The organism is Kluyvera sp., assembly GCF_047971185.1.
Classification (GTDB): domain Bacteria; phylum Pseudomonadota; class Gammaproteobacteria; order Enterobacterales; family Enterobacteriaceae; genus Kluyvera.
The window spans coordinates 1-25,168 of record NZ_JBKDZH010000084.1 but is presented as its reverse complement, the minus strand read 5'-3'; the positions used below and the strand labels follow the sequence as shown (position 1 = coordinate 25,168).

General features: G+C 57.9%; 20 protein-coding genes and 1 riboswitch. Of the genes, 6 read left to right on the top strand and 14 right to left on the bottom strand.

Features of this window, described 5'->3' with window-relative positions; translation table 11 throughout:
• Positions 1-361: acyltransferase (locus tag ACK5JN_RS19345; protein ID WP_416871635.1), on the top strand; the 361-nt coding region annotated here is incomplete at its 5' end.
• A gap of 40 nt (positions 362-401) precedes the next feature.
• On the opposite strand, the gene ACK5JN_RS19340 is transcribed toward ACK5JN_RS19345, so the two are convergent.
• The 5 genes from ACK5JN_RS19340 to pgi form a co-directional block, all read right to left on the bottom strand.
• The gene (locus ACK5JN_RS19340; RefSeq protein WP_416871634.1) at positions 402-2,498 is read right to left on the bottom strand and encodes a YjbH domain-containing protein; all 2,097 of its coding nucleotides are present in this window, start codon (positions 2,496-2,498) and stop codon (positions 402-404) included.
• A complete protein-coding gene (locus tag ACK5JN_RS19335; RefSeq protein ID WP_416871633.1) occupies positions 2,498-3,235 on the bottom strand; it encodes a capsule biosynthesis GfcC D2 domain-containing protein in 738 nt (245 codons plus the stop codon). The genes ACK5JN_RS19340 and ACK5JN_RS19335 overlap by 1 nt, the downstream gene beginning before the upstream one ends.
• Entirely contained in the window at positions 3,232-3,870 is a 639-nt protein-coding gene (locus ACK5JN_RS19330; RefSeq protein WP_416871632.1) for a YjbF family lipoprotein, read from the bottom strand. The genes ACK5JN_RS19335 and ACK5JN_RS19330 overlap by 4 nt, the downstream gene beginning before the upstream one ends.
• 62 nt (positions 3,871-3,932) lie before the next feature.
• Positions 3,933-4,178 (bottom strand): exopolysaccharide production protein YjbE, encoded by a 246-nt coding sequence (yjbE, locus tag ACK5JN_RS19325; protein ID WP_416871631.1) that lies wholly within the window; start codon positions 4,176-4,178, stop codon positions 3,933-3,935.
• 337 nt (positions 4,179-4,515) lie between these two features.
• On the bottom strand, positions 4,516-6,165 hold the full coding sequence (gene pgi / locus ACK5JN_RS19320; RefSeq protein ID WP_416871630.1) for a glucose-6-phosphate isomerase: 1,650 nt from the start codon (positions 6,163-6,165) through the stop codon (positions 4,516-4,518).
• Between the two features lie 244 nt (positions 6,166-6,409).
• Positions 6,410-6,607, top strand: a riboswitch (Lysine riboswitch).
• Positions 6,608-6,722: 115 nt separating this feature from the next.
• Between pgi and lysC the strand changes: the two genes are divergently transcribed.
• The 3 genes from lysC to ACK5JN_RS19305 all read left to right on the top strand — a co-directional run bounded on the left by lysC (position 6,723) and on the right by ACK5JN_RS19305 (position 9,505).
• Positions 6,723-8,072: a lysine-sensitive aspartokinase 3 gene (gene lysC, locus ACK5JN_RS19315; RefSeq protein WP_416871629.1), complete on the top strand. Its 1,350-nt coding sequence runs from the start codon at positions 6,723-6,725 to the stop codon at positions 8,070-8,072.
• A 92-nt stretch (positions 8,073-8,164) separates the two neighbouring features.
• Complete coding sequence (gene panS, locus ACK5JN_RS19310) at positions 8,165-9,091, top strand: ketopantoate/pantoate/pantothenate transporter PanS (protein ID WP_416871628.1); 927 nt, start codon at positions 8,165-8,167, stop codon at positions 9,089-9,091.
• A 141-nt stretch (positions 9,092-9,232) separates the two neighbouring features.
• Positions 9,233-9,505: a DUF3811 domain-containing protein gene (locus ACK5JN_RS19305; protein WP_416871627.1), complete on the top strand. Its 273-nt coding sequence runs from the start codon at positions 9,233-9,235 to the stop codon at positions 9,503-9,505.
• Here ACK5JN_RS19305 and rluF read toward each other — a convergent pair.
• From rluF to ACK5JN_RS19290, 3 genes are all read right to left on the bottom strand, one after another.
• A complete protein-coding gene (rluF, locus tag ACK5JN_RS19300) occupies positions 9,502-10,374 on the bottom strand; it encodes a 23S rRNA pseudouridine(2604) synthase RluF (RefSeq protein ID WP_416871626.1) in 873 nt (290 codons plus the stop codon). The genes ACK5JN_RS19305 and rluF overlap by 4 nt on opposite strands.
• 145 nt (positions 10,375-10,519) lie before the next feature.
• Positions 10,520-10,837, bottom strand: a complete 318-nt coding sequence (locus ACK5JN_RS19295) for a helix-turn-helix domain-containing protein (protein ID WP_416871625.1) — start codon at positions 10,835-10,837, stop codon at positions 10,520-10,522.
• Complete coding sequence (locus tag ACK5JN_RS19290; RefSeq protein ID WP_416871624.1) at positions 10,827-11,186, bottom strand: type II toxin-antitoxin system RelE/ParE family toxin; 360 nt, start codon at positions 11,184-11,186, stop codon at positions 10,827-10,829. The genes ACK5JN_RS19295 and ACK5JN_RS19290 overlap by 11 nt, the downstream gene beginning before the upstream one ends.
• A gap of 214 nt (positions 11,187-11,400) precedes the next feature.
• On the opposite strand from ACK5JN_RS19290, the gene pepE reads away from it, so the two are divergent.
• Positions 11,401-12,090: a dipeptidase PepE gene (gene pepE, locus ACK5JN_RS19285; RefSeq protein ID WP_416871623.1), complete on the top strand. Its 690-nt coding sequence runs from the start codon at positions 11,401-11,403 to the stop codon at positions 12,088-12,090.
• A gap of 173 nt (positions 12,091-12,263) precedes the next feature.
• Here the strand turns inward: pepE and ACK5JN_RS19280 are convergent, their stop codons facing one another.
• Both ACK5JN_RS19280 and metH read right to left on the bottom strand, forming a co-directional pair.
• Positions 12,264-13,895, bottom strand: a complete 1,632-nt coding sequence (locus ACK5JN_RS19280; RefSeq protein WP_416871622.1) for a Na/Pi cotransporter family protein — start codon at positions 13,893-13,895, stop codon at positions 12,264-12,266.
• A 173-nt stretch (positions 13,896-14,068) separates the two neighbouring features.
• A complete protein-coding gene (gene metH, locus ACK5JN_RS19275; protein WP_416871621.1) occupies positions 14,069-17,752 on the bottom strand; it encodes a methionine synthase in 3,684 nt (1,227 codons plus the stop codon).
• A gap of 198 nt (positions 17,753-17,950) precedes the next feature.
• Between metH and iclR the strand changes: the two genes are divergently transcribed.
• Positions 17,951-18,778 carry a glyoxylate bypass operon transcriptional repressor IclR gene (iclR, locus tag ACK5JN_RS19270; RefSeq protein WP_416871620.1) on the top strand — a complete coding sequence of 276 codons (828 nt, stop codon included), beginning with the start codon at positions 17,951-17,953 and terminating at the stop codon, positions 18,776-18,778.
• Between the two features lie 82 nt (positions 18,779-18,860).
• Here iclR and aceK read toward each other — a convergent pair whose 3' ends face one another.
• The 4 genes from aceK to metA form a co-directional block, all read right to left on the bottom strand.
• Positions 18,861-20,585: a bifunctional isocitrate dehydrogenase kinase/phosphatase gene (gene aceK / locus ACK5JN_RS19265; RefSeq protein ID WP_416871619.1), complete on the bottom strand. Its 1,725-nt coding sequence runs from the start codon at positions 20,583-20,585 to the stop codon at positions 18,861-18,863.
• Positions 20,586-20,685: 100 nt separating this feature from the next.
• Positions 20,686-21,990 (bottom strand): isocitrate lyase, encoded by a 1,305-nt coding sequence (aceA, locus tag ACK5JN_RS19260; protein WP_416871618.1) that lies wholly within the window; start codon positions 21,988-21,990, stop codon positions 20,686-20,688.
• 31 nt (positions 21,991-22,021) lie between these two features.
• Positions 22,022-23,623: a malate synthase A gene (aceB, locus tag ACK5JN_RS19255; RefSeq protein ID WP_416871617.1), complete on the bottom strand. Its 1,602-nt coding sequence runs from the start codon at positions 23,621-23,623 to the stop codon at positions 22,022-22,024.
• A 271-nt stretch (positions 23,624-23,894) separates the two neighbouring features.
• Positions 23,895-24,824 (bottom strand): homoserine O-succinyltransferase MetA, encoded by a 930-nt coding sequence (gene metA / locus ACK5JN_RS19250; RefSeq protein ID WP_416871616.1) that lies wholly within the window; start codon positions 24,822-24,824, stop codon positions 23,895-23,897.
• Positions 24,825-25,168 lie beyond the last annotated feature (344 nt).

The following is a 25,168-nucleotide window of genomic DNA, read 5'->3' as shown; positions in this document are numbered from 1 at the left end:
TAAGAACGTGTTCGTCGGCACGTTTGTCGAAATACATGGCAACAGCTGGATAGTCGAAGAGACTATATTCCATTCACATACCTTTATATGCGAATATGTCACCATCGGGCGAGGCTGCTTTATCGGCCACGGTGTCATGTTTGCCAAGGATATGTTCCGCGAGGGAAAGCCTAACGCAGATCGTGAAAGCTGGGGACGGATCGCTATCGGCGACAACGTCTCCATCGGCAGTGGCGCAACCATTCTCTCGGTGTCGATCTGCGATGGCGTGGTCATTGGCGCAGGCAGCGTGGTGACGCGTTCAATCAGCGAGAAAGGCGTGTACGCCGGGAACCCCGCGCGGCTGCTGCGGAGGTTATAACCGTAGCCCGGACAAGTCCCTCATCCGGGCTACGGAAGCGCTAGCGGAAGTTCTGGCTCTTATCGCCGGTCATGTTATACAGCTCGAACTTGCGCCCCAGCATCTGCCCGCCGTCGCGGGTCAGCGGCGTCCAGCCGACGGCCGCGCGGCTGCGGGTTGGGCCGGAGGAGAAGAGGTCCATCGGGATGTTCACGTATACCCCTTTGGTGAACTCGCCTTCACCGTACTCATCCGCCGACACGTTGGTGATGGTGGCGTAAGCGCCGACCACAATGCCGCTGTCGAAGTGTTTAGAGATATCCAGCGTACCGCCCTTGTCGCCCGCCAGATACTGCCCCACGCTGGCTTTCACCAGTACGTCCTGGGCGAACGACGGCGTCCAGTAGGCGGTCAGGTGGCCGGTCTTCACGCTGTAGTCGGTGAATTTCATCATGTCCTGCGCGCTGCGCCAGTCACGCTGCTTCACGTAGTTGGCGTTCAGGCCGAAGGCCCAGCTGCTGTCGACCGGGCGATAGAGCACTTCCGCCCCCGCGCCGCCGTACATGGTTTCCAGATAGCCGCCGTACACCTGGCCGTAGAAATCGTTGCCCAGATACTGGAAGTAGTTAGCCTGCAGGTTGTTAACGTAAACGTCGTTCTCCACGTAGTCGCGGATATGGGTACGCACGCGCGGCAGCGCCGAATCGTTCGGCGGATTGGTGTAGTTGAACTTGTCGTAGTTGTTGGCGATGTTGGCAAACAGGCTACCGCTGGTCAGCAGGTGGTCGGTCACCCACCAGTCCGCCGTACCCATCACCCCCACCTGATACATGTAGAAGCTTTCCGGGCCGCCGATAGACTGGCTCAGCACCGGATCGAGATGGAAATCAAAGCGCGATTTATCGATATACCAGCCCTGCTCGGTTTTCTCCGGCACGATCGGCGCCGTGCGTTTTTGCGCCAGCGGCGTTTCCTGCCCGAGCGGCTCGCCTTCCAGATGGCGCTTCAGGCTGGCGACGTCGGTTTCTGTGGTCACTTCCGGCAGATTAAGCCGCGTTTCGGTAATGCGGATCGTGCGGATCCCATCCGGCAGATCGTTCATCACGATCCGATTGGCGCGCTCGATCCCTTCGCGGGAATCGCGGTATTTCACCTGCTCGCCGGTGACGTACAGGGTATCGCCTTTTACCTGCATATTCGGCGCGGCGAATCCGGCGTTGTACTTCAGCTGGGTCAGCTGATTCGCCACCACCGAATGCTGAAGAATGGCGTCCTGCGGCTGCGGGCGATAGGCCGGGCGCGCGTTGTCGTTATAGGACGGACGCAGATCGTTGAAGTTGGTGCGCAGGGTAAAGCCGAACATCACGGTGTTGCCGCGTTCATAGCTAAGGTTGACGTCGGCCCAATCGGTGACGCGATAAATGGCGCCGACGTTAAACTTGCTCTTTTGCTCAATTTTTCCGGCGAAATCCTGCTGGTAGTTGTTGCCTTCATACTCCAGCTTCAGGCGCAGCGGCTGCCACGGCGTCTGATATTCAATGCCGCCAAACCAGGCCGCCGGGCCGTGGAACATCTGGCTGCCGTCGACGGAGCCCGCCTTACGGTAGCTGTTGTCGCGATAGCAGTATTTGTCGCTGTAGGAGCAGAACGGGTTGGTGGCGTTACCGCTGGTGCCCAGATAGCCCCAGCCCAGGCCGAGGCTGAAATCAAACGGCCCCCAGGCTTTGCTGGCAACCACATACTCAGAGTCAAACAGCCCGGTACCACCGATATCCCGCGCGCCCACCGCCACCTGCGGCAGCCAGTAGCTCTCTTCCCACAGGCGCAGCTTCACGTCGAAGGCTTTATCCTTGTAGGTTTGTTCACCGGAGAAGGCTTCAACGTCGCTGTATTTTTTGGTGCGTACGTCGGTGTAGCGCAGGGTGGTTTCCAGCCACGGGAACAGCTGCGCCGAGGCGGAATAGTAACGATACTGATCGTTATCGCGGTAGTTGAGGCTGAACTCACCTTCACGCGCCATTCGCGCCGTGGGCGTTTGCAGCAGGCCCACGCCGCCGAAATCGGACTGCGAGGGGCCGACCGGCGCGGGATAGGTTTCCGCGTGGCAGGCCGCGCTGACCGCGAGCGCCAGCAGGCTATATAGACATTTTTTAGGCATTATTCAGGTCTCCGCTGCGACAGGGAGCGAAGAATGTCGGCGTTGAGCGCCTCATACTTGTTCGTCCACAACGCGTCGGCAAAGCCGACAAAAATAAGGCTGCCGGGCATCGGTTCGATATGGCGTTTATTCCAGTACGCCACCGGCGCTTTCTGCGTACGTCCATCCGGGTAAACCACCCAGGCGTAGCTGCGGTCCGCGCCGCTCAGCAGGTTGATATCATCGAGGTAGCTGGCCACATCGCGCCCCGGCGTGAAGGCCAGAGTGCCGGGTTTATCCACCAGCCCAACCAGCGTAATCGTCGAGGGCTCGTGCCCGACCCACAGCGTGTAGTTTCCCTGCAAAGGCGGATTGTTTTCGGCATGCACGCGCACCGTATCCGGATCGAGCGGTACCCGCAGGCGGCCGGTTACCGGCATGGCCTGGAGTTGATTTCGCAGGGCGTTGATCGCGCCCGCGTCGCTCCCACCCTCATCCGCCGCCAGCGCGGCGAGCTGTGCCAGCAGCGCCTGGTGCTCACGCTCCGCTTTGGCGGTCGCCTGCGGCGTGGCGATGACCGCGCCGGGCCACCAGCTTCCCGCCAGCCGCGGCTGGCCCACAAGGTCGGCCAGACGCTCGGCGTTGGTTAAGGTCAGCGGTTTCTCAACCCCTTCCTGATGCACTTCAACGGTGCCTGACGCCATGACGTGCAAAGATATAACGCTCAGCATGACGGCGGCGATTAACGATTTTTTCATGATTTTGCCGCCTTGATGAGCGTGGTTTTCACCGGGAAAGTGCCCGCGCCAAGGTACTGCTCCGACTGGCGAATCTGCCCGTCGCTGTCGACCCAGTAGCGGTTACGCCAGCGGGCTTCCGAGGTGGTCACCTCTTCTTCCAGTACCCGCACCGGCGTGCTTTCGCTGGCCATGGTCAGGGTATCGCTGCCGTCCCAGCGGAAGGTGGAGGTGGCCGTGGCGTAGCGCACCTGCTGGTGCTCCGTCCAGCCCATTGTGCGCGTCCAGCGCGCGCCGTCGACGATCTGATTGGGCTGCGCAAGAGGATCGTTACTGAGGTTATTAACCGTCAGCAGGTTGTCGCCCGTCAGCTGGGTCTTCACCAGCCGACCGTGCTGGGTCACCAGCATCGCCTGATCCTGAGTCAGCCACTTCTGCTGGCCGTTTTCCGAGAACGCCAGCACGACAAAAATTTGCGGGCCACCGTTCAGCTGCATGTACTGGCTGGCGTAGGGCATATTCTGGATATCATCGTCGGTCAGCTGTACGCCCGACGCGCCAAACACGCTGCTCCATAACGATTGCCCCAGACCTTTAGTGCTGGGTGAACACGCCTGAAGCAGCAGGCAAAAAAGAGGAATAACAAGTCGCTTCACGAAGCTTCTCCGGGGGGCAAAATAACCAAACCGAAGAGTGGTTAGCATTAAAGTACCGCGTGTTACTGGGTACTGGTGGTCGTGCTGGTCGTGGTGGTGGTTCCGGTATTGGAACCGTCACCACCAGCCGCTGCCAGCGCCATACCGACCGCAGAACCTACGGTGCTGGCGCTGGTGGCGGTTGAACTCCCGGCAGACACAGACGTTGCCGCCACGCCAGCCGCTTCCCCGGTTGCTACCGGCGCCGCGCTGACGCTTGCCGCAGCAAACGCCGAAATGGCAAAAATGCCATAGAGGATTTTCTTCATACGTATTCCCTTCATTAGATGAATGGAGATATACCCGAAATAATTCAGGCGTCATCGAGTATACACAACCAGATGAACGGAATTCGCGCATCTAAAATAAGACATGAGTTTTTAGGATAATAAGAAAAGCGGAGTGCTTAATAATAAAATAATCAATATTAACAATTAATTATGGTATTAAATTAAAATGGCAATATACGGATATTCCGAAAACACATACTGAGGAAGGAGATATTTAGGATTATGCTCAATAACAATAGAATAAGATAAGCAGCGATATACAGAATTATCTGACAAAAAAATGCCGGCATTTCGCCGGCATTAAGAAAATATAACCTTACGCGCGCCAGGATTTATAGCGATTGATCAGGCCATTGGTCGAACTGTCATGGCTGTCGATCGCGCTATCATCGTTCAGCTCCGGCAGAATGCGGTTAGCCAGCTGTTTGCCCAGCTCAACGCCCCACTGGTCGAAGGTGAAAATGTTGAGGATTGCGCCCTGGGTGAAGATTTTGTGCTCATACATGGCAATCAGCGCGCCCAGGCTGTACGGGGTGATTTCGCGCAGCAGGATCGAGTTGGTCGGACGGTTGCCTTCGAACACTTTGAACGGCACCACGTAGTCCAGCGTTGCCGGATCTTTACCCTGATCGCGGTATTCCTGCTCAACCACTTCGCGGGATTTACCAAATGCCAGCGCTTCGGTCTGGGCGAAGAAGTTAGACAGCAGCTTCGGATGGTGGTCGGACAGCGGGTTATGGCTGATGGCCGGGGCGATGAAATCGCACGGTACGATTTTGGTGCCCTGGTGGATCAGCTGATAGAACGCGTGCTGGCCGTTGGTGCCCGGCTCGCCCCAGATGATTGGGCCAGTCTGGTGCTCAACTTTGTTGCCGTTACGGTCAACGTACTTACCGTTGGACTCCATGTTGCCCTGCTGGAAGTAGGCTGCAAAGCGGTGCATGTACTGGTCGTACGGCAGAATCGCTTCAGTTTCGGTGCCGAAGAAATTGTTGTACCAGATGCCAACCAGCGCCAGCAGTACCGGCAGGTTTTTCTCCGCTGGGGTGGTGGAGAAGTGCTGGTCCATCGCGTGCGCGCCGGACAGCAGCTGAACGAAGTTGTCGAAGCCCACGGAGAGGATGATCGACAGGCCGATCGCTGACCACAGTGAATAGCGGCCGCCCACCCAGTCCCAGAACTCGAACATGTTGGCGGTATCGATACCGAACTCACCCACCGCTTTACCGTTGGTAGAGAGCGCGGCGAAATGTTTAGCCACGTGCTGCTGGTCGCCAGCGCTCGCCAGGAACCAGTCGCGCGCGCTGTGGGCGTTGGTCATGGTTTCCTGGGTGGTGAAGGTTTTGGACGCCACCAGGAACAGCGTGGTTTCCGGGTTCAGCGTTTTCAGCACTTCCGCAATGTGGGTACCGTCAACGTTGGACACAAAGTGCATGTTGAGATGGTTTTTGTACGGACGCAGCGCTTCGGTCACCATGAACGGGCCGAGGTCGGAGCCGCCGATACCGATGTTAACCACGTCGGTAATGGATTTGCCGGTATAGCCTTTCCACTGACCGGAGATAATGGCTTCAGAGAAGGTTTTCATCTTCTCCAGCACCGCGTTCACTTCCGGCATCACGTCTTTGCCGTCAACGATAATCGGGGTATTGCTACGGTTACGCAGCGCCACGTGCAGCACGGCACGGTCTTCGGTGCGGTTGATCTTTTCGCCGGAGAACATCGACTTAATCGCACCGCTCAGATCGGTCTCTTTCGCCAGATCCAGCAGCTTAGCCAGCGTCTCTTCGGTGATGCGGTTTTTGGAGAAATCCACCAGCATCTGATCGTCGAAGGTTGCGGAGAACTTGCTAAAACGGTCGCCATCTTTGGCGAACAGTTCCGCAATGGTAACGTCCTTCATTTCATCGAAGTGTTTCTGTAGTGCCTGCCACGCAGCGGTCTGCGTTGGGTTGATGTTTTTCATTAGCAATACCCTTCTGATTTAAGAATCGAAACTGTCGTCGATTGTAGCGCCTGTCACAAAAAATTGTGATGGTTTTAATGTCATCCCCCCTCAGGCTGACAAAATCGTGCACAAAACAGACAAAAGTATAGCCTTTATAAGCCCCGTTTCTGTGGCGCTCGCCTGCATGAAAAATCCGCATAACCCCAGCGTTGACAAGCGACCCGCTAACCCTTTATTTATAAATGTACTACCTGCGCCCGCGCAGGCCAGAAGAGGCGCGTTGCCCAGGTAAACGGTGTTGGAGGAACCCATCCTGTGAAAACACCTGAGGGGGAGCAACGCCGAGATGAGTGAACAACAGGTTGCGTTCATCATCGGCTACAGGGGCTGAATCCCCTGGGTTGTCACCAGAAACGTTCGCAGTCGCGCGTTTCACAAGTGGTGGAGCACTTCTGGGTGATATCGTAGTCGTTTATTGCTCTGCGCCCACCCGTCTTCCGCTCTTCCCTTGTGCCAAGGCTGAATAATCTGGTCCGGTTTACCTAAACCCGGCCTCCCCTGACACGAGGTTATTTATGACAGCATTAGTAGTCGCCAAATTTGGCGGAACCAGCGTAGCCGATTTTGACGCTATGAATCGCAGCGCCGACGTGGTGCTCTCCGACGCCAACGTGCGTCTCGTGGTGCTGTCTGCCTCGGCGGGCGTCACCAACCTGCTGGTGGCGCTGGCCGAAGGGCTGGAGCCGGCCGAACGTCTGGCGAAGCTGGACGCTATCCGCGCCATTCAGAACGCGGTGCTGGAACGTCTGGTGAATCCGGCGGTGATCCGCGATGAAATCGAACGCCTGCTCGACAACCTTGCCACGCTGGCGGAAGCGGCGACGGCGGAAACGTCAACGGCGCTGACCGACGAACTGGTCAGCCACGGCGAGCTGATGTCGACCCTCCTATTCGTTGAAATTCTGCGTGAACGTCAGGTTCAGGCACAGTGGTTTGACGTGCGTAAAGTGATGCGCACCAGCGACCGCTTTGGCCGCGCCGAGCCGGACGTTGCCGCGCTGTCTGAGCTGGCAAGCCAGCAGCTGGCGCCGCGTCTGAGCGAAGGGCTGGTGATTACTCAGGGCTTTATCGGCAGCGAAAGCAAAGGCCGCACGACCACGCTGGGCCGCGGCGGCAGCGACTATACTGCCGCGCTGCTCGGCGAAGCGCTGCATGCGACCCGCGTGGATATCTGGACCGACGTCCCGGGCATCTACACCACCGACCCGCGCGTGGTCCCAGCGGCCAAACGTATTGATGAAATTGCCTTTGAAGAGGCCGCCGAGCTGGCGACCTTCGGCGCGAAAGTGCTGCACCCCGCGACCCTGCTGCCCGCCGTGCGCAGCGACATTCCGGTGTTTGTCGGCTCCAGTAAAGATCCGAAAGCCGGCGGCACGCTGGTGTGTAACGAAACCGCTAACCCGCCGCTATTCCGCGCGCTGGCGCTGCGCCGTAAGCAGACGCTGCTGACCCTGCACAGCCTGAATATGCTGCACTCGCGCGGTTTCCTCGCCGAAGTGTTCGGCATCCTGGCGCGCCATAATATTTCGGTGGATCTGATCACCACCTCGGAAGTCAGCGTCGCGCTTACCCTCGACACCACCGGTTCAACGTCAACCGGCGATACGCTGCTGACCCAGTCACTGCTGATGGAGCTGTCGGCTCTGTGCCGAGTCGAGGTGGAAGAAAATCTGGCGCTGGTGGCGCTGATTGGTAACGACCTGTCGAAAGCCTGCGGCGTGGGCAAAGAGGTGTTTGGCGTGCTGGAGCCGTTCAACATCCGCATGATCTGCTACGGCGCATCCAGCCACAATCTCTGTTTCCTGGTGCCGGGCGCCGAAGCGGAGCAGGTGGTGCAGAAACTTCACCATAATTTGTTTGAATAATATTCCACCACGCGATAAACAATAACTATAGCCGGGCTCGAACCCGGCTTTTTTATAACAACACAACATCAATATATCGCAAGGAATACACCATGCTCGCCGTGATCACCCGGCTGTTCCCGCTATGGGCGCTGCTGCTCTCCGTTATTGCCTATTTCACGCCAACCACCTTTACGCCGATTGGCCCGCTGGTGCCGTCGCTGCTGATGCTGATTATGTTCGGCATGGGCGTGCATCTGAAAATTGACGACTTCAAGCGCGTGCTCGCGCGCCCCGCACCGGTGGCGGCGGGGATCTTCCTGCACTATCTGGTGATGCCGCTTGCCGCCTGGCTGCTGGCGCTGATTTTCCATATGCCGCCGGAGCTGTCTGCCGGGATGGTGCTGGTGGGCAGCGTCGCCAGCGGCACGGCCTCTAACGTGATGATCTATCTGGCGAAGGGTGACGTGGCGCTATCGGTAACCATCTCCTCGGTCTCCACGCTGGTTGGCGTGGTCGCCACGCCGCTGCTGACCCGACTGTACGTGGATGCGCATATCCAGGTCGACGTGATGGGTATGCTGTTGAGTATCCTGCAGATTGTGGTCATTCCGATTGCGCTCGGTCTGGTGATTCACCACCTGTTCCCGCGCGTGGTGAAAGCGGTAGAGCCCTATCTCCCCGCCTTCTCAATGGTCTGTATTCTGGCCATCATCAGCGCGGTCGTTGCCGGTTCCGCCTCGCATATTGCCTCGGTTGGTTTCGTGGTGATTATCGCGGTGATTCTGCACAACACCATTGGCCTGCTCGGCGGCTACTGGGGCGGGAAACTGTTTGGCTTCGATGAGTCAACCTGCCGCACGCTGGCGATTGAGGTCGGGATGCAAAACTCCGGGCTGGCCGCCGCGCTGGGTAAAATTTACTTCGGGCCGCTGGCGGCGCTGCCTGGCGCGTTGTTCTCTGTGTGGCATAACCTGTCGGGCTCGCTACTGGCAGGATACTGGTCCGGGAAGCCTATCGAGAAGAAAAAGCAACAATAACCGCTGTAGGCCCGATAAGCGTAGCGCCATCGGGCACACTGCAAGCGCATTGCCGGATGGCGGCGTAAACGCCTTATCCGGCCTACACAGCCTCTCACCTTTGCCGTACACTGGGTTAACTATCCGATAGAGGGCACCCCTATGGCACTCACCCGCATTACGCAAAAAGAGATGACCGAGCGCGAACAGCGCGAGCTGAAAACGCTGCTCGACCGCGCGCGCATTGCTCATGGTCGTCCGCTGACCAACGCGGAAACCAACAGCGTGAAAAAGGAGTACATCGATAAACTGATGGTGCAGCGTGAGGCCGACGCCAAAAAAGCCCGCCAGTTGAAAAAACAGCAGGCTTATAAGCCGGATACCGAGAGTTCGTTTTCCTGGTCGGCGAATACGCCGACGCGCGGCAGACGTTAACGCCCTTTCTTTTTACGCCCCGGCGCCGTGAAGCGTTTACCATTACCCGCCGGGCGAGCTGGCTTATCGCTGGTTTTTTCCATCTTCACCACCGGGCGCTTAATACCCGCCGCTTTCGGCTTGGCTTTGGCCTTCGGTTTCGCCTCGGAAGAGGAGTTCTCAATCAGCTTAAAGAGGTCGATCAGCTCGTCGTCGGTCAGGTCACGCCATTCGCCCAGCGGAATGCCGGTCAGGCTGACGTTCATGATGCGCGTACGCTCAAGCTTCGTCACTTCATAGCCAAAATGTTCGCACATGCGGCGAATCTGGCGGTTCAGCCCTTGCACCAGGGTGATGCGGAAGACAAACGGCGCCTCTTTTTTCACCTTACATTTTTTGGTGACGGTGCCAAGAATCGGTACGCCCGCGCCCATGCCGCGAATAAATTCATCGGTAACCGGCTTATCGACCGTCACCAGATACTCTTTCTCGTGGTCGTTACCGGCACGCAGAATTTTGTTCACCAGGTCGCCGTGGTTGGTGAGGAAAATCAGCCCCTGGGAGTCTTTATCCAGACGGCCAATCGGGAACACGCGCTTGCTGTGGTTAACGAAATCGACAATGTTGTCGCGCTCGCCGTCTTCGGTGGTGCTGACGATGCCGACAGGTTTGTTCAGCGCAATCAGCACCAAATCATCCGCTTCACGCGGCTCAATCAACCGACCGTTAACCTTCACAACGTCGCCCGGCTTGACCTGATCGCCAATAGTGGCGCGCTTACCGTTGATAAAGACGTTGCCTTGTTCGATAAAGCGATCCGCTTCACGACGTGAGCAGATACCGCTTTCGCTGATGTATTTATTTAATCGGGTTGATGAGTCTGGCAGCATAAATTCTCCTTTGGCAGCGAAATATACCTCACCTTGCGGGTGAGAAAAAATAGTCCGCGGCAAATGATTGCGTATATCACGCCACGGCAGGCAGGCTGCGTTTGCCGGAGCCGGGTAAACCTCAGCCTGACAGGCGGCCAACAGTTTAGCTAAAGCTGACTTTCAGCGACCCCTGCTCAACGCTATTTCGCCCCACCACGATCTCGACATCACGCCCGAGTTTGACCAGGCATTCGAGCATTTTTGCTTCGCTGATCCCCCGAAATTGACCACGCAGCAGGTTAGAAAGCTTGGGCTGGGTCATACCGAGGATTTTGGCCGCCTGTTGCTGGGTCAGTTTTTTGCTTTGTAGGATCTCGCTGATAGCGAATGCAAGCTGCGCCTTCAGCTGCATCTCATCAGCATCAGGTGCGCCGAGATCGGCATAGACATTGCCGCAACTTATTCTGACTTCATCTGCCATCTACATTCTCCTGCGCGTGGCGCTGAGCGGCCTTTAGCCGCTGGTAAATAAGATCGATGTCAGGCTTCGGCGTGGCTTTACCCGACACTGACTTTTTCTGGAAAGCGTGCAATACGTATACCGCCCCTCTGAATTTTATGGTGTAAACCGCGCGCCAGGTATTTCCATGAAAATCCTCGACGACCTCGAGCACGCCTGCGCCACCAAACCCTTTCAGGGGCTTACTTTGGGGATGCTGCTTCCCCTGCTGAGCAAGCCATAACGCAAAACCGAACGTATCCTGCACATGTTCGGGCATTATTTGCAGATCCTTTCTGGACTGCCCAACCCAATAAAGCGGTTTTATCATCCCGCCTCCTGATTATATCCATATAGGTATAAATAGCCATTGTTTAGCAGGAGAATAAATCAGCAACTCAGGTATGGCGTGGGTCAGAATGACAATCTGCGAGGCGTCTTCCAGACTATCTACTGCAACATCGTGAACTGCATCAGTAAGCGATAGGACGCAGAATGGTAACATCCTGCCCTGATTGATAATTTTCTGACTAATGGGAGAAATAATGGAACTGCTTCTGCTGAGTAACTCGACGCTGCCGGGCAAAGCCTGGCTGGAACACGCGCTGCCGCTGATTTCCGCACGGCTCAACGGCCGCCGTCGCGCGGTGTTTATTCCGTTTGCCGGGGTCACGCAGACCTGGGATGAGTACACCGCCAAAGTGAGCGCGGTGCTGGCACCGCTGGGCGTCTCCGTCACCGGTATTCATACCGTGGCCGATCCGGTTGCGGCGATTGAAAGCGCCGAGCTGGTGATTGTCGGCGGCGGCAACACCTTCCAACTGCTAAAAGAGAGTCGCCAGCGCGGGCTGCTGGCGCCGATCGTTGACGTGGTCAAACGCGGCGCGCTGTACATTGGCTGGAGCGCGGGGGCGAATCTCGCTTGCCCGACCATTCGCACCACCAACGATATGCCGATTGTCGATCCACAGGGCTTTGACGCGCTCGGCCTGTTCCCGCTGCAGATTAACCCGCACTTCACCAACGCATTGCCGGAAGGCCATAAGGGCGAAACCCGCGAGCAGCGCATTCGCGAGCTGTTAGTGGTGGCGCCGGAGTTAACGGTGATTGGCCTGCCGGAAGGCAACTGGATTGAGGTGGCACAGGGTCACGCGACGCTCGGCGGGCCGAACACGACCTATGTGTTTAAAGCGGGAGAAGAAGCGGTGGCGCTGGAGGCTGGGCATCGCTTTTGAGCCGTAAACCCGGGGTCGGCGTAAACGCCTCCCCCGGGCTACAAACCGTAGGCCTGATAAGCACAGCGCAATCAGGCTATTCGGCGCACATTGCCGGATGGCGGCGTAAACGCCTTATCCGGCCTACATATCATCAAGGTAGCCCGGCCAAGCGCAGCGACGCCAGGTTTGCGCTAGTAATCGTCGCGCTCGTCGTCTTCATCCGGCTGCTCCAGCACGCTGTAAGCCACCGAGCAGAACAGTGAGTTCAGACGCTGCATGTCCCCCAGCAGCGCCAGGTGCAGGGTGCTGGTTTCAATACTCTGCACGTTCTGCTGATGCAGGCGGTCGACGTGCGCGTGCGCGTAGCGGCGGTTGAGAATACGGAAGCGGTGCTTGCTGCGGCGCAGGCGGCGGGCGCTGGTGACATCGCCGGAGAAGAACACCGACATCGCCAGCTGTAGGTTACTCAACAGCAGTTCATACAGCGCATCCAGCTCCTTCAGCCCTTCAACCGAGAACGCACGGCGCGCGGCCAGCGACTTATCGGCAATCTCGCTGCCCATCCGCTCGATGATATCGGAGGCCTGCTCAAGGTTGAGCGACATTTCGATAATCTCCGCCCAGCGCCTGGACTCCTCTTCCGCCAGCTCATCCTTCGGCATTCGCGCCAGATACAGTTTGATCGCGGTGTAGAGCACGTTGATGTCATCCGCCTGTTTGCGCAGGTTTTTCTCTTCCCGCGGCTCACCGTTCATCACCTTCTTCAACCCTGCCAGCATCTGCTCGGTCGCGTCGCCAATGCGCAGCGTCTCACGCGCGGCGTTGGCCAGCGCGAGTGTGGGGGTATCGAGCGCAGTGACATCCAGGTGTTTGGGCTTGAGGTGCGCCTCCAGCTCGGGCTCATCACGGATCAGGCGTTTACAGAAACGCGCCATCGGCCCGGCAAACGGCACCATCGCCACGCAGCGGATCAGGTTGTAGAAGACGTGGAAGTAGATAACCAGCTCGGATTCCGCCAGCGGCAGTTTCTGCAAGGTGGTCGCCAGCACGTGGACAAACGGCAGAATAATCAGGCTGCCCACCAGCTTGAACAGCAGGCTGCCGAGCGCCACGCGGCGCGCCGCGGCATTGGCGGCGCTGTTGTTGAGCATCGCCAGCAGGCCAGAGCCAAGGTTCGCGCCAATCACCAGACACAGCGCCACCGGGAAGGAGATCACCCCGGTGGTGGTCAGCGTGGCGGTCAGCAGCACGGCGGCCAGGCTGGAGTAACTGATGATGGCGAACACCGCGCCAATCAGCGCATCCAGCAGGATATCACCGGTCAGCGAGGCGAAAATGACCTGTACGCCGTTGGCCTGGGTGATTGGCGTGACCGCCTGCACAATCAGCTCCAGCGCCAGCAGAATCAGCCCCAGGCCGATACCGACGCGGCCAAGCTGCCCTTCGCGGGTTTGCTTGCGGCCAAGGAAGAAGGTGACGCCGATAAAAATCAGCAGCGGCGACAGCCACGAGAGATCGAAGGTCAGGATACGCGCCATCAGCGCGGTCCCCACGTCGGCGCCGAGCACAATCACCAGCGCGGGCGTCAGGGCTACCAGGTCCTGGGCAACAAAAGACGTTACCAGCATGGTGGTGGCGTTGCTGCTCTGTACCATCGCGGTGACGCCAATCCCCGCGCAGAAGGCGAGCGGTTTTTTCTCCACGCTGCGGCTGAGCACGGTGCGCAGGCGCGCGCCAAATACACGCATTACGCCGGTACGTACAATGTGGGTGCCCCACACCAGCAGCGCAACGGCGGAAAGCAGGTGTAGCAGTGTTAACACGGAATCAGCTTCTCCTTATAGTTATAGGTTCCTGAGGTGCATATGCCGGATCGGGCGTTTACGCCGCCATCCGGCAGCGGCCTTCTTTCAGTATAAGGGTTTACGCGCAATAAAGAGACAGGGCGCTCATAGAGCGCCCTGTTAGTTGTAAGGAAAGATGACGATTCTGTGAATCAGTCAGCATCGTAGCCGAGGTTTGGCGCCAGCCAGCGCTCGACTTCCGCGACGCTCATCCCTTTACGCTGCGCGTAGTCCTCAACCTGATCGCGCTGAATCTGCGCCACCGCATAGTACTTGCTGTCCGGGTGGCTGAAGTACCAGCCGGATACCGACGCGCCCGGCCACATGGCGAAGGATTCGGTCAGCTTCATACCGGTGTGGGTTTCCACGTCCAGTAGCTCCCAGATAGTCCCCTTCTCGGTATGCTCCGGGCAGGCGGGGTAACCCGGTGCCGGGCGAATACCCTGGTAGTTTTCGCGGATCAGCTCTTCATTGCTCAGGTTTTCGTTTGGCGCGTAGCCCCAGTAGACCTTACGCACGCGCTCGTGCAGATACTCGGCAAACGCTTCCGCCAGACGGTCGGCAATCGCCTTCACCATGATCTTGTTGTAATCGTCGTGCTGGGCTTCATAAGCGTCGGCCAACGCATCTTCTTCCAGCCCGCCGGTCACCGCGAAGGCGCCGATGTAGTCCGCTTTGCCGGAAGTTTTCGGCGCCACGAAGTCAGACAGGCAGTAGTTGGCGAAACCGACCTTCTCGGTCTGCTGGCGCAGATGGCGGCTGACGGTCAGCACGTGGGTGCGCGTTTCGTCGCGATAGATTTCCACGTCGTCGCCCACGCGGTTGGCCGGGAACAGCCCCACCACGCCGCGCGGGTTAAGGGTTTTACCGGCGCTGAGCTGATCCAGCATGTCGTTGGCGTCTTTAAACAACCGCTTCGCCTCTTCGCCCACCACTTCATCTTCGAGGATGCGTGGATATTTCCCGGCCAGCGACCAGGTCATAAAGAACGGCGTCCAGTCGATATAGTTACGCAGCGTTTCAATGCTCGCTTCCACTTCCTGCACGCCGAGACGGTGCGCCACTGGCGGGGTGTAGTTTTCCCAGTCGAAGGCCAGGTCGTTTTCACGCGCGGCGGCCAGCGTCACCGGCGGCGTGCGCGGTTTCTTACGCCCATGCTGGATACGCACGGTTTCATACTCTTTACGGGTACGAGCGACAAAGTCATCGCGCTGGGTGTCGGAGAGCAGCGCGGCGACTACGCCGACGGTACGTGAGGCGTTCTGCACGTAAACCGTCGGGCCGCTGTAGTTCTGCTCAATTTTCACCGCGGTGTGCGCTTTCGACGTTGTCGCGCCGCCAATGAGCAGTGGAATCGTGAAGCCCTGACGCTCCATCTCTTTTGCCACGTTGACCATTTCATCCAGCGACGGGGTAATCAGGCCAGAGAGACCGATCAGGTCCGCGTTCACCTCTTTCGCCGTTTTGAGGATTTTATCCGCTGGCACCATCACGCCGAGATCGATGATTTCGTAGTTATTACACTGCAGCACCACGCCAACGATATTTTTACCGATATCGTGCACGTCGCCTTTCACGGTGGCGATGACCATCTTGCCGTTGCTGGAGCCTTTTTCTTTGCAGGCTTCAATGTACGGTTCGAGGTAGGCCACCGCCTGCTTCATTACGCGGGCGGATTTCACCACCTGCGGCAGGAACATTTTGCCCTCGCCAAACAGGTCGCCGACCACGTTCATGCCATCCATCAGCGGCCCTTCGATCACTTCAATCGGGCGTGCGGCCTGCTGGCGCGCCTCTTCGGTGTCGAGTTCGATAAATTCGGTAATACCTTTGACCAGCGAGTATTCGAGGCGTTTTTTCACATCCCAGCTGCGCCATTCCGCCATCTGGGCGTTGGCGGCCTCGTCGGTTTTGCTGCCGCGATATTTCTCGGCCAGCTCCAGCAGGCGTTCGGTGCCGTCTTCACGGCGGTTGAGGATCACGTCCTCGACCGCGTCGCGCAGTTCGGCAGGCAGGTCGTCATAAATCGCCAGCTGCCCGGCGTTGACGATACCCATGTCCATGCCGTTACGAATCGCGTAGTAGAGGAATACCGCGTGGATGGCTTCACGGACCGGGTCGTTGCCGCGGAACGAGAACGACACGTTGGAGACGCCGCCGGAGATCAGCGCGTGCGGCAGCTCGCGTTTAATGTCTTCACAGGCGCCGATAAAGTCTTGCGCATAGTTGTTGTGCTCTTCAATGCCGGTCGCCACGGCGAAGATGTTCGGGTCGAAGATGATATCTTCCGGCGGGAAGCCAACTTCTTTGGTCAGAATGTTGTAGGCGCGGCGGCAAATCTCGATTTTACGTTCGCGGGTATCGGCCTGGCCCACTTCATCAAAGGCCATCACCACCACGGCGGCACCGTAACGGCGCACTTTTTTCGCGTGGGCAATGAACGGCTCGATGCCCTCTTTCATCGAGATCGAGTTAACGATGCCTTTACCCTGGATGCACTTCAGCCCTTTTTCGATGACTTCCCATTTGGAGGAGTCGATCATAATCGGCACGCGGGCAATATCCGGCTCGCCGGCAATCAGGTTGAGGAAGCGCACCATCGCCGCTTCGGCGTCGAGCATCCCCTCATCCATGTTGATGTCGATAATCTGCGCGCCGCTTTCCACCTGCTGGCGGGCAACGTCGAGCGCTTCGTTGTATTTCTCTTCTTTGATCAGACGCTTAAACTTCGCCGAACCGGTGACGTTGGTACGTTCGCCAACGTTAACAAACAGGCTATCGTCGCCGATATTCAGCGGTTCGAGGCCGGACAGGCGGCAGGAGACCGGGCTCTCCGGCAGCTTACGCGGCGGCAAACCGTCGACCGCGCGGCTCATTGCAGCGATGTGTTCCGGCGTGGTGCCGCAGCAGCCGCCGACCACGTTGAGGAAGCCTGCTTCCGCCCATTCGCGGATTTGCGTCGCCATGGTGTCGGCGTCGAGATCGTATTCACCGAAGGCGTTCGGCAGCCCGGCGTTGGGGTGTGCGGTAACGTAGCATTCAGCGATGCGCGACAGTTCCTGTACGTACTGGCGCAGCTCGTCCGGGCCTAACGCACAGTTGAGGCCGAAAGTCAGCGCATCGGCGTGACGCAGGGAGTTATAGAACGCTTCGGTGGTCTGGCCGGAGAGCGTACGCCCGGAAGCATCGGTGATGGTGCCGGAAATCATGATCGGCAGGTCAACGCCCAGCGCTTCAAACTCTTCTTTCACCGCAAACACCGCCGCTTTGGCGTTGAGGGTGTCGAAAACGGTTTCAATCAGGATCAGGTCGCTGCCGCCTTCCACCAGCGCTTTGGTGGATTCGCGATAGGCGGCCACCAGCTGATCGAAGGTGATGTTGCGATACGCCGGGTCATTCACGTCCGGCGAAATAGAGGCGGTGCGGTTAGTGGGGCCCAGCACGCCCGCGACGTAGCGAGGTTTGTTCGGCGTGCGTGCCGTCCATTCATCGGCTGCCGCGCGCGCCAGCTTTGCCGCCGCGTAGTTAATTTCCGCCGACAGCGACTCCATCTGGTAGTCCGCCATGGCGATGGTGGTGGAGTTGAAGGTGTTGGTCTCGATGATATCCGCGCCCGCTTCGAAGTAGGCGTTATGGATCGCGGCAATCACCTCCGGCTTGCTGAGCACCAGCAGGTCGTTGTTGCCCTTCAGGTCGCAGGGCCAGTCGGCGAAACGCTCGCCGCGAAAATCCTGCTCGCTCAGACGATAGCCCTGGATCATGGTGCCCATGCCCCCGTCCAGAACCAGAATACGTTCATTTAACTGCGCACGCAGTTGCTCCACTTTGCTGCTCACAGGCACTCCCGACACCGCTCTACGAAATCCAGACCCAAATAGGCAATAGACCATACTGGCATAAAGCGGGGTGGCGGAAAAGAGAACAACGGTCTACATGAGACATGTTCAGCATGACTCATCGGAGCAGTAAGACGAACGGTTGTATTATAATCAATAAAAACGAAAACAATTTCCACGATACAGAAAGGAGTCGCGATGGTCGCCAACGTTCCTGCTAAACGCGGTAGAAAACCCGCCCCTGCTACCGCCGCTGCCGCAACCGGCCAGGTACAGTCGCTGACCCGCGGCCTGAAGCTGCTGGAGTGGATAGCCGAATCACACAGCAGCGTCGCGCTGACCGAGCTGGCGCAGCAGGCCGGGCTGCCAAACTCCACCACCCACCGTTTACTCACCACCATGCAGCAGCTGGGCTTCGTGCGTCAGGTAGGCGAGCTGGGCCATTGGGCGGTGGGCGCACATGCGTTTATCGTGGGCAGCAGCTTCCTGCAAAGCCGCAACCTGCTGGCTATCGTGCACCCGATCCTGCGTCAGTTAATGGAAGATTCCGGCGAGACGGTCAACCTGGCGGTCCTCGATAAGAGCGACCATCAGGCGATTATTATCGACCAGGTACAGTGTACGCAGCTGATGCGTATGTCCGCGCCGATTGGCGGCAAACTGCCGATGCACGCCTCCGGCGCGGGCAAGGCGTTCTTGTCCCAGCTTAGCGAAGAACAGGTCACCGGGCTACTGCACCGCAAGGGGCTGCACGCCTATACCCATGCCACGCTGGTGTCGCCGCTGCATCTGAAAGACGATCTCGCCCAGACCCGCAAACGCGGCTATTCGTTTGATGATGAAGAGCATGCGCTGGGACTGCGCTGCGTGGCATCGTGTATCTTCGATGAGCACCGCGAGCCGTTTGCCGCCATCTCCATTTCCGGGCCGATTTCCCGTATCACCGATGACCGCGTGACCGAGTTTGGCGCGATGGTGATTAAAGCGGCGAAAGAGGTGACGCTGGCTTATGGTGGGATTCGCTAAAACAACGTAGCCCGGTCGAGCGAAGCGACGCCGGGAGAGCCAGGAGCCAAACCCCGGCGTCGCTTCGCTCGGCCGGGCTACGTCAGGCGTAGCGCACGCTGAACCGCTGGCGGCGGCGGTAGGCGTAAACATCCTCCACGTGCCCATTCTTGATACGCGTTTGCAAACCGCGCCAGTAGTCGGCGCTAAACAGGTCGGCGTGCATCTCCTCAAACAGCGGCCCAATGCGCGGGTCGGCGCACAGCCAGTGGCGAAATTCTTCCGGGAACACGTCTCCCGGCGACACGCTGTACCACGGCTCGCTGGCCAGCTCATCTTCCGGGTAGCGCGGCGGCGGGATATGACGGAAGTTGACCTCCGTCATATAGCAAATTTCATCATAGTCGTAGAACACCACCCGGCCGTGGCGGGTCACGCCGAAGTTCTTAAACAGCATGTCGCCGGGGAAAATATTGGCGGCGGCAAGCTGGCGGATGGCGTTGCCGTACTCTTCTATCGCGTCGCGCAGCTGCTGGCCTTCGACCTGCTCCAGCCAGAGATTGAGCGGTACCATCCGCCGCTCAATGTAGAGATGGCTAATGGCGATTTTATCCCCCATATCGACGATTTTCTCCGGCGCTTCCTGCAATAACAGCGCCATCAGCGCCGGGTCAATTTGCCGCTTTTCGAGGACAAAGTTCTCAAACTCCTGGGTATCGGCCATGCGCCCGACGCGGTCGTGCTCTTTCACCAGCTGGTAGCAGGCGCGGACGTGCGCGGCGGACATCTCCTTCTGCGGGGCAAACTTGTCCTTGATAACTTTAAATACCCGGTCGAAGCCCGGCAGCGTAAACACCAGCATCACCATACCGCGAATGCCCGGCGCCTCAATAAACGGCTCGTCGGCGCTGGCGATATAGTTGAGATATTCACGGTAGCTTTCAGTTTTAGCGTGTTTCTGGCAGCCAATCGCCATATACAGTTCGGCGGTGGTTTTACCGGGCAGGATCTCGCGCAGCCACTCGACCAGCGCGGCGGGCAGCGGCGCATACACCATAAAATAGGAGCGGGCGAAGCCGAAGACGATACTCGCCTCCTGCGTGGTGGTCAGGCAGGTATCGACAAACAACTCCCCTTCTTCGGTGCGGTGAATGGGAATGAGAAACGGCAGCGTGCCGGTCGGCGTGATGAGCTTGCCGATAAGCCATGCAGCTTTATTGCGATAAAACAGCTCATTAGCGATTTGCAGGTGTGACTGACGTAGCGTCTCGACGTCCAGCGTTTCGCTCAGATGCGCCATGATATAGCCCACGTCGCGAAACTTATTCTGCCACGGCAGGCGCAGCGGCAGGTCGCTGAGCATTTTGAAAATCACCGCTTCCCAGCCAGCGTCCGGGAAGAAATCCTTCGCGAGCGGTCGGGGAATCGCGCGAAAGCGACGCTCGGGCTGCGAGCTGAAAATAAATAACCGCTCGGGACTCAGCGAGCGGTGGTCAAATAACCGGCAATAGACGGAATTAAAAAAGCTCTCCGCAATCTCGAAGCGCGGGTAATCCGGCAGCAGGCGGGTGTACTGCGCTTTTACGCGCAGCAAAAAATCGGCATCGGTGCTTTTACCGTCGGTAATACAGCGCAGCTGTTCGACCACTAACCCCACGTGATGGTCGTACAGATGGATACGGCTTTTCATCGCCTGCTGTACGGCGTGCCAGTCGGCCTGTTCAAAGCGCTGCTGCGCGCCGGAGGTCACTTCCAGAAAACGCCCGTACTGGGCGTCAAAACCTTGCAGGATTGTCTGCGCAATCAGTAATTCCAGGCCTCGCGTCATCGCTTCCCTCCCCGGCATCGAATCATGCCGGATGGCACCTACGCTTATCCGGCCTACATCACTTCGTAGGCCCGGTTAGCGCAGCGCCACCGGGCATAAATCAAAACTGCGACTCTTCGGTCGAACCGGTCAGCGCGGTCACCGAGGAGGTTCCACCCTGAATAATGGTGGTGACGTTATCGAAGTAGCCGGTGCCCACCTCTTGCTGGTGAGAAACAAAGGTGTAGCCATCCTTCGCCGCCGCGAACTCTGCCTGCTGAACCTTCTCGACGTAGTGCTTCATGCCCTCGCCCTGGGCATAAGAATGCGCAAGGTCGAACATGTTGAACCACATGCTGTGGATGCCGGCCAGGGTGATGAACTGGTATTTGTAGCCCATCTCCGACAGCTGCTGCTGGAAGCTGGCGATGGTTTTATCGTCCAGCTTTTTCTGCCAGTTGAACGACGGCGAGCAGTTGTAGGCCAGCAGTTTGCCCGGGTATTTGGCGTGGATAGCATCGGCAAAGCGTTTTGCCAGCTCCAGATCCGGGGTGGAGGTTTCACACCACACCAGGTCAGCATACGGCGCGTAGGCCAGGCCACGGCTGATGGCTTGTTCGATACCCGCCTGGGTGCGGTAGAAGCCTTCGCTGGTGCGTTCGCCGGTGATAAAACCGCTGTCGTACGGGTCGCAGTCGGAGGTAATCAAATCCGCCGCGTCGGCATCGGTACGCGCAATCAGCAGCGTCGGGACGCCCATCACGTCGGCTGCCAGACGCGCCGCCACCAGTTTCTGGATCGCCTCCTGCGTGGGGACCAGCACCTTGCCGCCCATATGGCCGCATTTCTTCACCGACGCCAGTTGGTCTTCGAAGTGTACCGCCGCTGCACCGGCCGCAATCATCGATTTCATCAGTTCAAAGGCGTTCAGTACCCCGCCGAAGCCCGCTTCCGCATCGGCGACGATCGGCAGGAAATAGTCAACGTAGCGCGGATCGTTAGGTTCGATCCCGTTCGCCCACTGGATCTGATCCGCGCGGCGGAAGGTGTTGTTGATCCGATCGACTACCGCCGGCACCGAGTTAGCCGGATAGAGCGATTGATCCGGATACATGCTGGAGGCCAGGTTGGCGTCCGCCGCCACCTGCCAGCCGGAGAGGTAAATCGCCTCAATGCCGGCCTTGGCCTGCTGCAGCGCCTGGCCGCCGGTCAGCGCGCCGAGGCTGTTGACGTAGCCTTTTTTCGATTCACCGTGCAGCAGGCGCCACATTCTGGCCGCGCCGAGCTGGGCCAGCGTGCACTCCGGGTTCACCGAACCGCGCAGCTTCACCACTTCCTCCGCGCTGTACGGACGCTTGATGCCTTCCCAACGTGGCTGCGTCCATTCTTTTTGTAATGCTTCGATTTGTTGAGTACGAGTTTTCATGTGCAGATGCTCCATATTGTTATGTGGTGAATTACGCCAGCAGGCGGTAGCCCGGCAGGGTCAGGAAGTCGATAAGCTCGTCGGAGGTGGTGATTTGTTCCATCAGGCGCGCGGCGTCGTCAAAACGGCCGCCGTCGAAGCGGGCCTCGCCCAGTTCGTCGCGGATCACCTTCAGCTCTTCGGCCAGCATCTGGCGGAACAGCGGTTTGGTCACCGCTTTGCCGTTGCTGAGGGTTTTCTGGTGATGGATCCACTGCCAGATGGAGGTACGGGAGATTTCCGCTGTCGCCGCATCTTCCATCAGGCCGTAAATCGGGACGCAGCCGTTGCCGGAGATCCACGCTTCGATGTACTGCACCGCCACGCGGATATTGGCGCGCATCCCCTCTTCGGTGCGCTCACCGTCGCAGGGGGCCAGCAGCTGTTCAGCGGTAATCGGCGCATCGTCAGCGCGAGAGACGTCAAGCTGGTTCGGGCGATCGCCCAGCACTTCGTTAAACACCGCCATCGCCGTATCGGCCAGGCCCGGATGGGCAACCCAGGTGCCGTCATGGCCGTTATTGGCCTCCAGCGATTTATCCGCCTTCACCTTGTTCAACACCTGCGCGTTGCGCTCGGCATCTTTGTGCGGGATAAACGCCGCCATGCCGCCCATCGCGAACGCGCCGCGCTTGTGGCAGGTTTTAATCAGCAGGCGTGAGTAGGCGCTGAGGAACGGTTTATCCATCGTCACCACCTGGCGGTCCGGCAGCACGCGGTCCGGGTGATTCTTCAACGTTTTGATATAGCTGAAGATGTAATCCCAACGGCCGCAGTTGAGGCCAACAATATGGTCGCGCAGGGCGTGGAGAATTTCGTCCATCTGGAACACGGCCGGCAGGGTTTCAATCAGCAAGGTGGCCTTGATGGTGCCACGCGGCAGATTGAAGCGATCTTCGGCGTAGCAGAACACGTCATTCCACCAGGCCGCTTCCTGCCAGGCCTGCGTTTTTGGCAGGTAGAAATAGGGGCCGCTGCCTTTGGCCAACAGCGCCTTGTGGTTGTGGAAGAAATACAGCGCGAAGTCAAACAGGCTGCCCGGAATGGCTTCACCGCGCCAGGTGACGTGTTTTTCCGGCAGGTGCAAGCCGCGCACGCGGCAAACCAGCACCGCCGGGTCCGGCTTGAGCTGATAGATTTTTCCCGCTTCATTGGTGTAGCTGATCTTGCCGTTGACCGCGTCACGCAGGTTGATCTGCCCTTCAATCACTTTGCTCCAGTCTGGCGCTAAGGAGTCTTCAAAATCGGCCATAAAGACTTTGACGTTGGCGTTCAGGGCGTTGATCACCATTTTGCGTTCAACAGGCCCGGTAATTTCCACCCGACGATCCTGAAGGTCAGCCGGGATACCGCGGATCTGCCAGCTGCCGTCACGAATGGAAGCCGTTTCCGAAATAAAATCAGGCAACTTACCGTCATCAATATCCTGCTGCTGCTGAAGGCGTGCAGCCAGCAGCTTGTTGCGCTTCGGCGTAAATCGGGTCACCAGTTCGCTCAGAAATTCCACCGCTTCCGCAGTCAGAACCTGCTGCTCCTGCTCGCCAGAAGGCTTCAGAAAAGCCAGTTCATCGGTTGTTGTGGCCTGTTGTGTCATGGTGCAGCTCCTCATTAGTGATCCGAATAGTTTCCCCGTCAGATGAGCGGACGATCGTTGTGTAGTTTTCGCTCAACGTTTTTAAGCCTAATCAATAAAATTAAAAAAACAAAAACAATTTCCATTTTTGAATTAAAATAATCACAACATATTGATTAGATTGAAATTAAAATTTTTTCTATGAGTGGGCTGTTTTTCGGAAACAAAAAAGGCACCCGAAGGTGCCTGATTGAGAATGCTGAAACGCTTTAGGATCGCAAAGGGTAGCGGATCAATCCAACGTTGGGTTCATATTCCGCAGATCGTACGGTGTGATCTGGTAGACGTAGTAGTTGAGCCAGTTGGCAAACAGCAAATTGCCATGACTGCGCCAGGTCGCACGTGGTTTATTTTGCGGATCATCTTTCGGGAAGTAGTTATAAGGCACTTCCGGGCTCAGACCGGCTTCCGCATCACGGAAAAATTCGCTCGCCAGGGTGTGCGCATCGTATTCCGGGTGGCCGGTCACGAAGGCAATGCGTTTATCTTTGCTGGCAAACAGGTAGGCGTCGCCATCTGCGGTTTCCGCGAGGATTTCCAGGTCGGTAAAGTCGCGAATCAGCTTTGCCGGAAAGTCGGCGTAGCGGGAGTGTGGCGCCAGGAAAGAATCATCAAACCCGCGGGTCAGCAGGGCATGAGGATGGAGGATGTGGTGCTCGTAGACGCCGGAAAGTTTGTCGTTGCGGGTTTGCTTCGGAATACCGTAGAGAATATTGAGCGCAGCCTGTACCGCCCAACAGACAAACAGCGTCGAGGTGACGTGATCTTTGGCCCATTCCAGCACCTGCTGGATCTGCGGCCAGTAGGCGACGTCGTTAAACTCAACCAGGCCGAGCGGCGCGCCGGTCACGATCAAACCATCGAAGTTCTGGTCGCGAATGTCGTCGAAATTGCAGTAAAAGTTGTTCAGATGCTCAGTTGGCGTGTTACGCGATTCGCGGGCATCGATACGCAGCAGCTGAATGTCCAGCTGTAGCGGTGAGTTTGACAGCAGGCGTAAGAACTGGTTTTCTGTCTCTATCTTCTTCGGCATCAGGTTGAGGATCAGTACCTTCAGAGGACGAATTTCCTGACCTGTAGCACGCGACGTGGTCATCACAAAGACGTTCTCATCACGCAAGAAATTGACGGCTGGTAGCTCGTCCTGCACCCGAATCGGCATAACCTTATTACCTCACAGCATACGTATAAACGTTTAGACATCCAGACAGCTAACAATACCCAGATTTCAGCGAAATGTCGAGTCTGCATGTTAAAGGTGAGAAAGTTTCAACCAGGCTATGGGAAAGTGCGGAAACGATTCGCAGGGGGGAGATGTTGACGGCGGGAGCCGCCCCGGCGTCGGCGTAAACGCCTCTTCCGGGCTACACGGTCGTTTCGTCCGCAATATGACCACCGTCATCACCGTCCGGTAGCGCCAGCGACCCCGGGATTTCACCACGCCACAGACGCAAAAAAGCCCATCCGTCAGGATGGGCTTCTTCACTAATTGATGCCTGGCAGTTC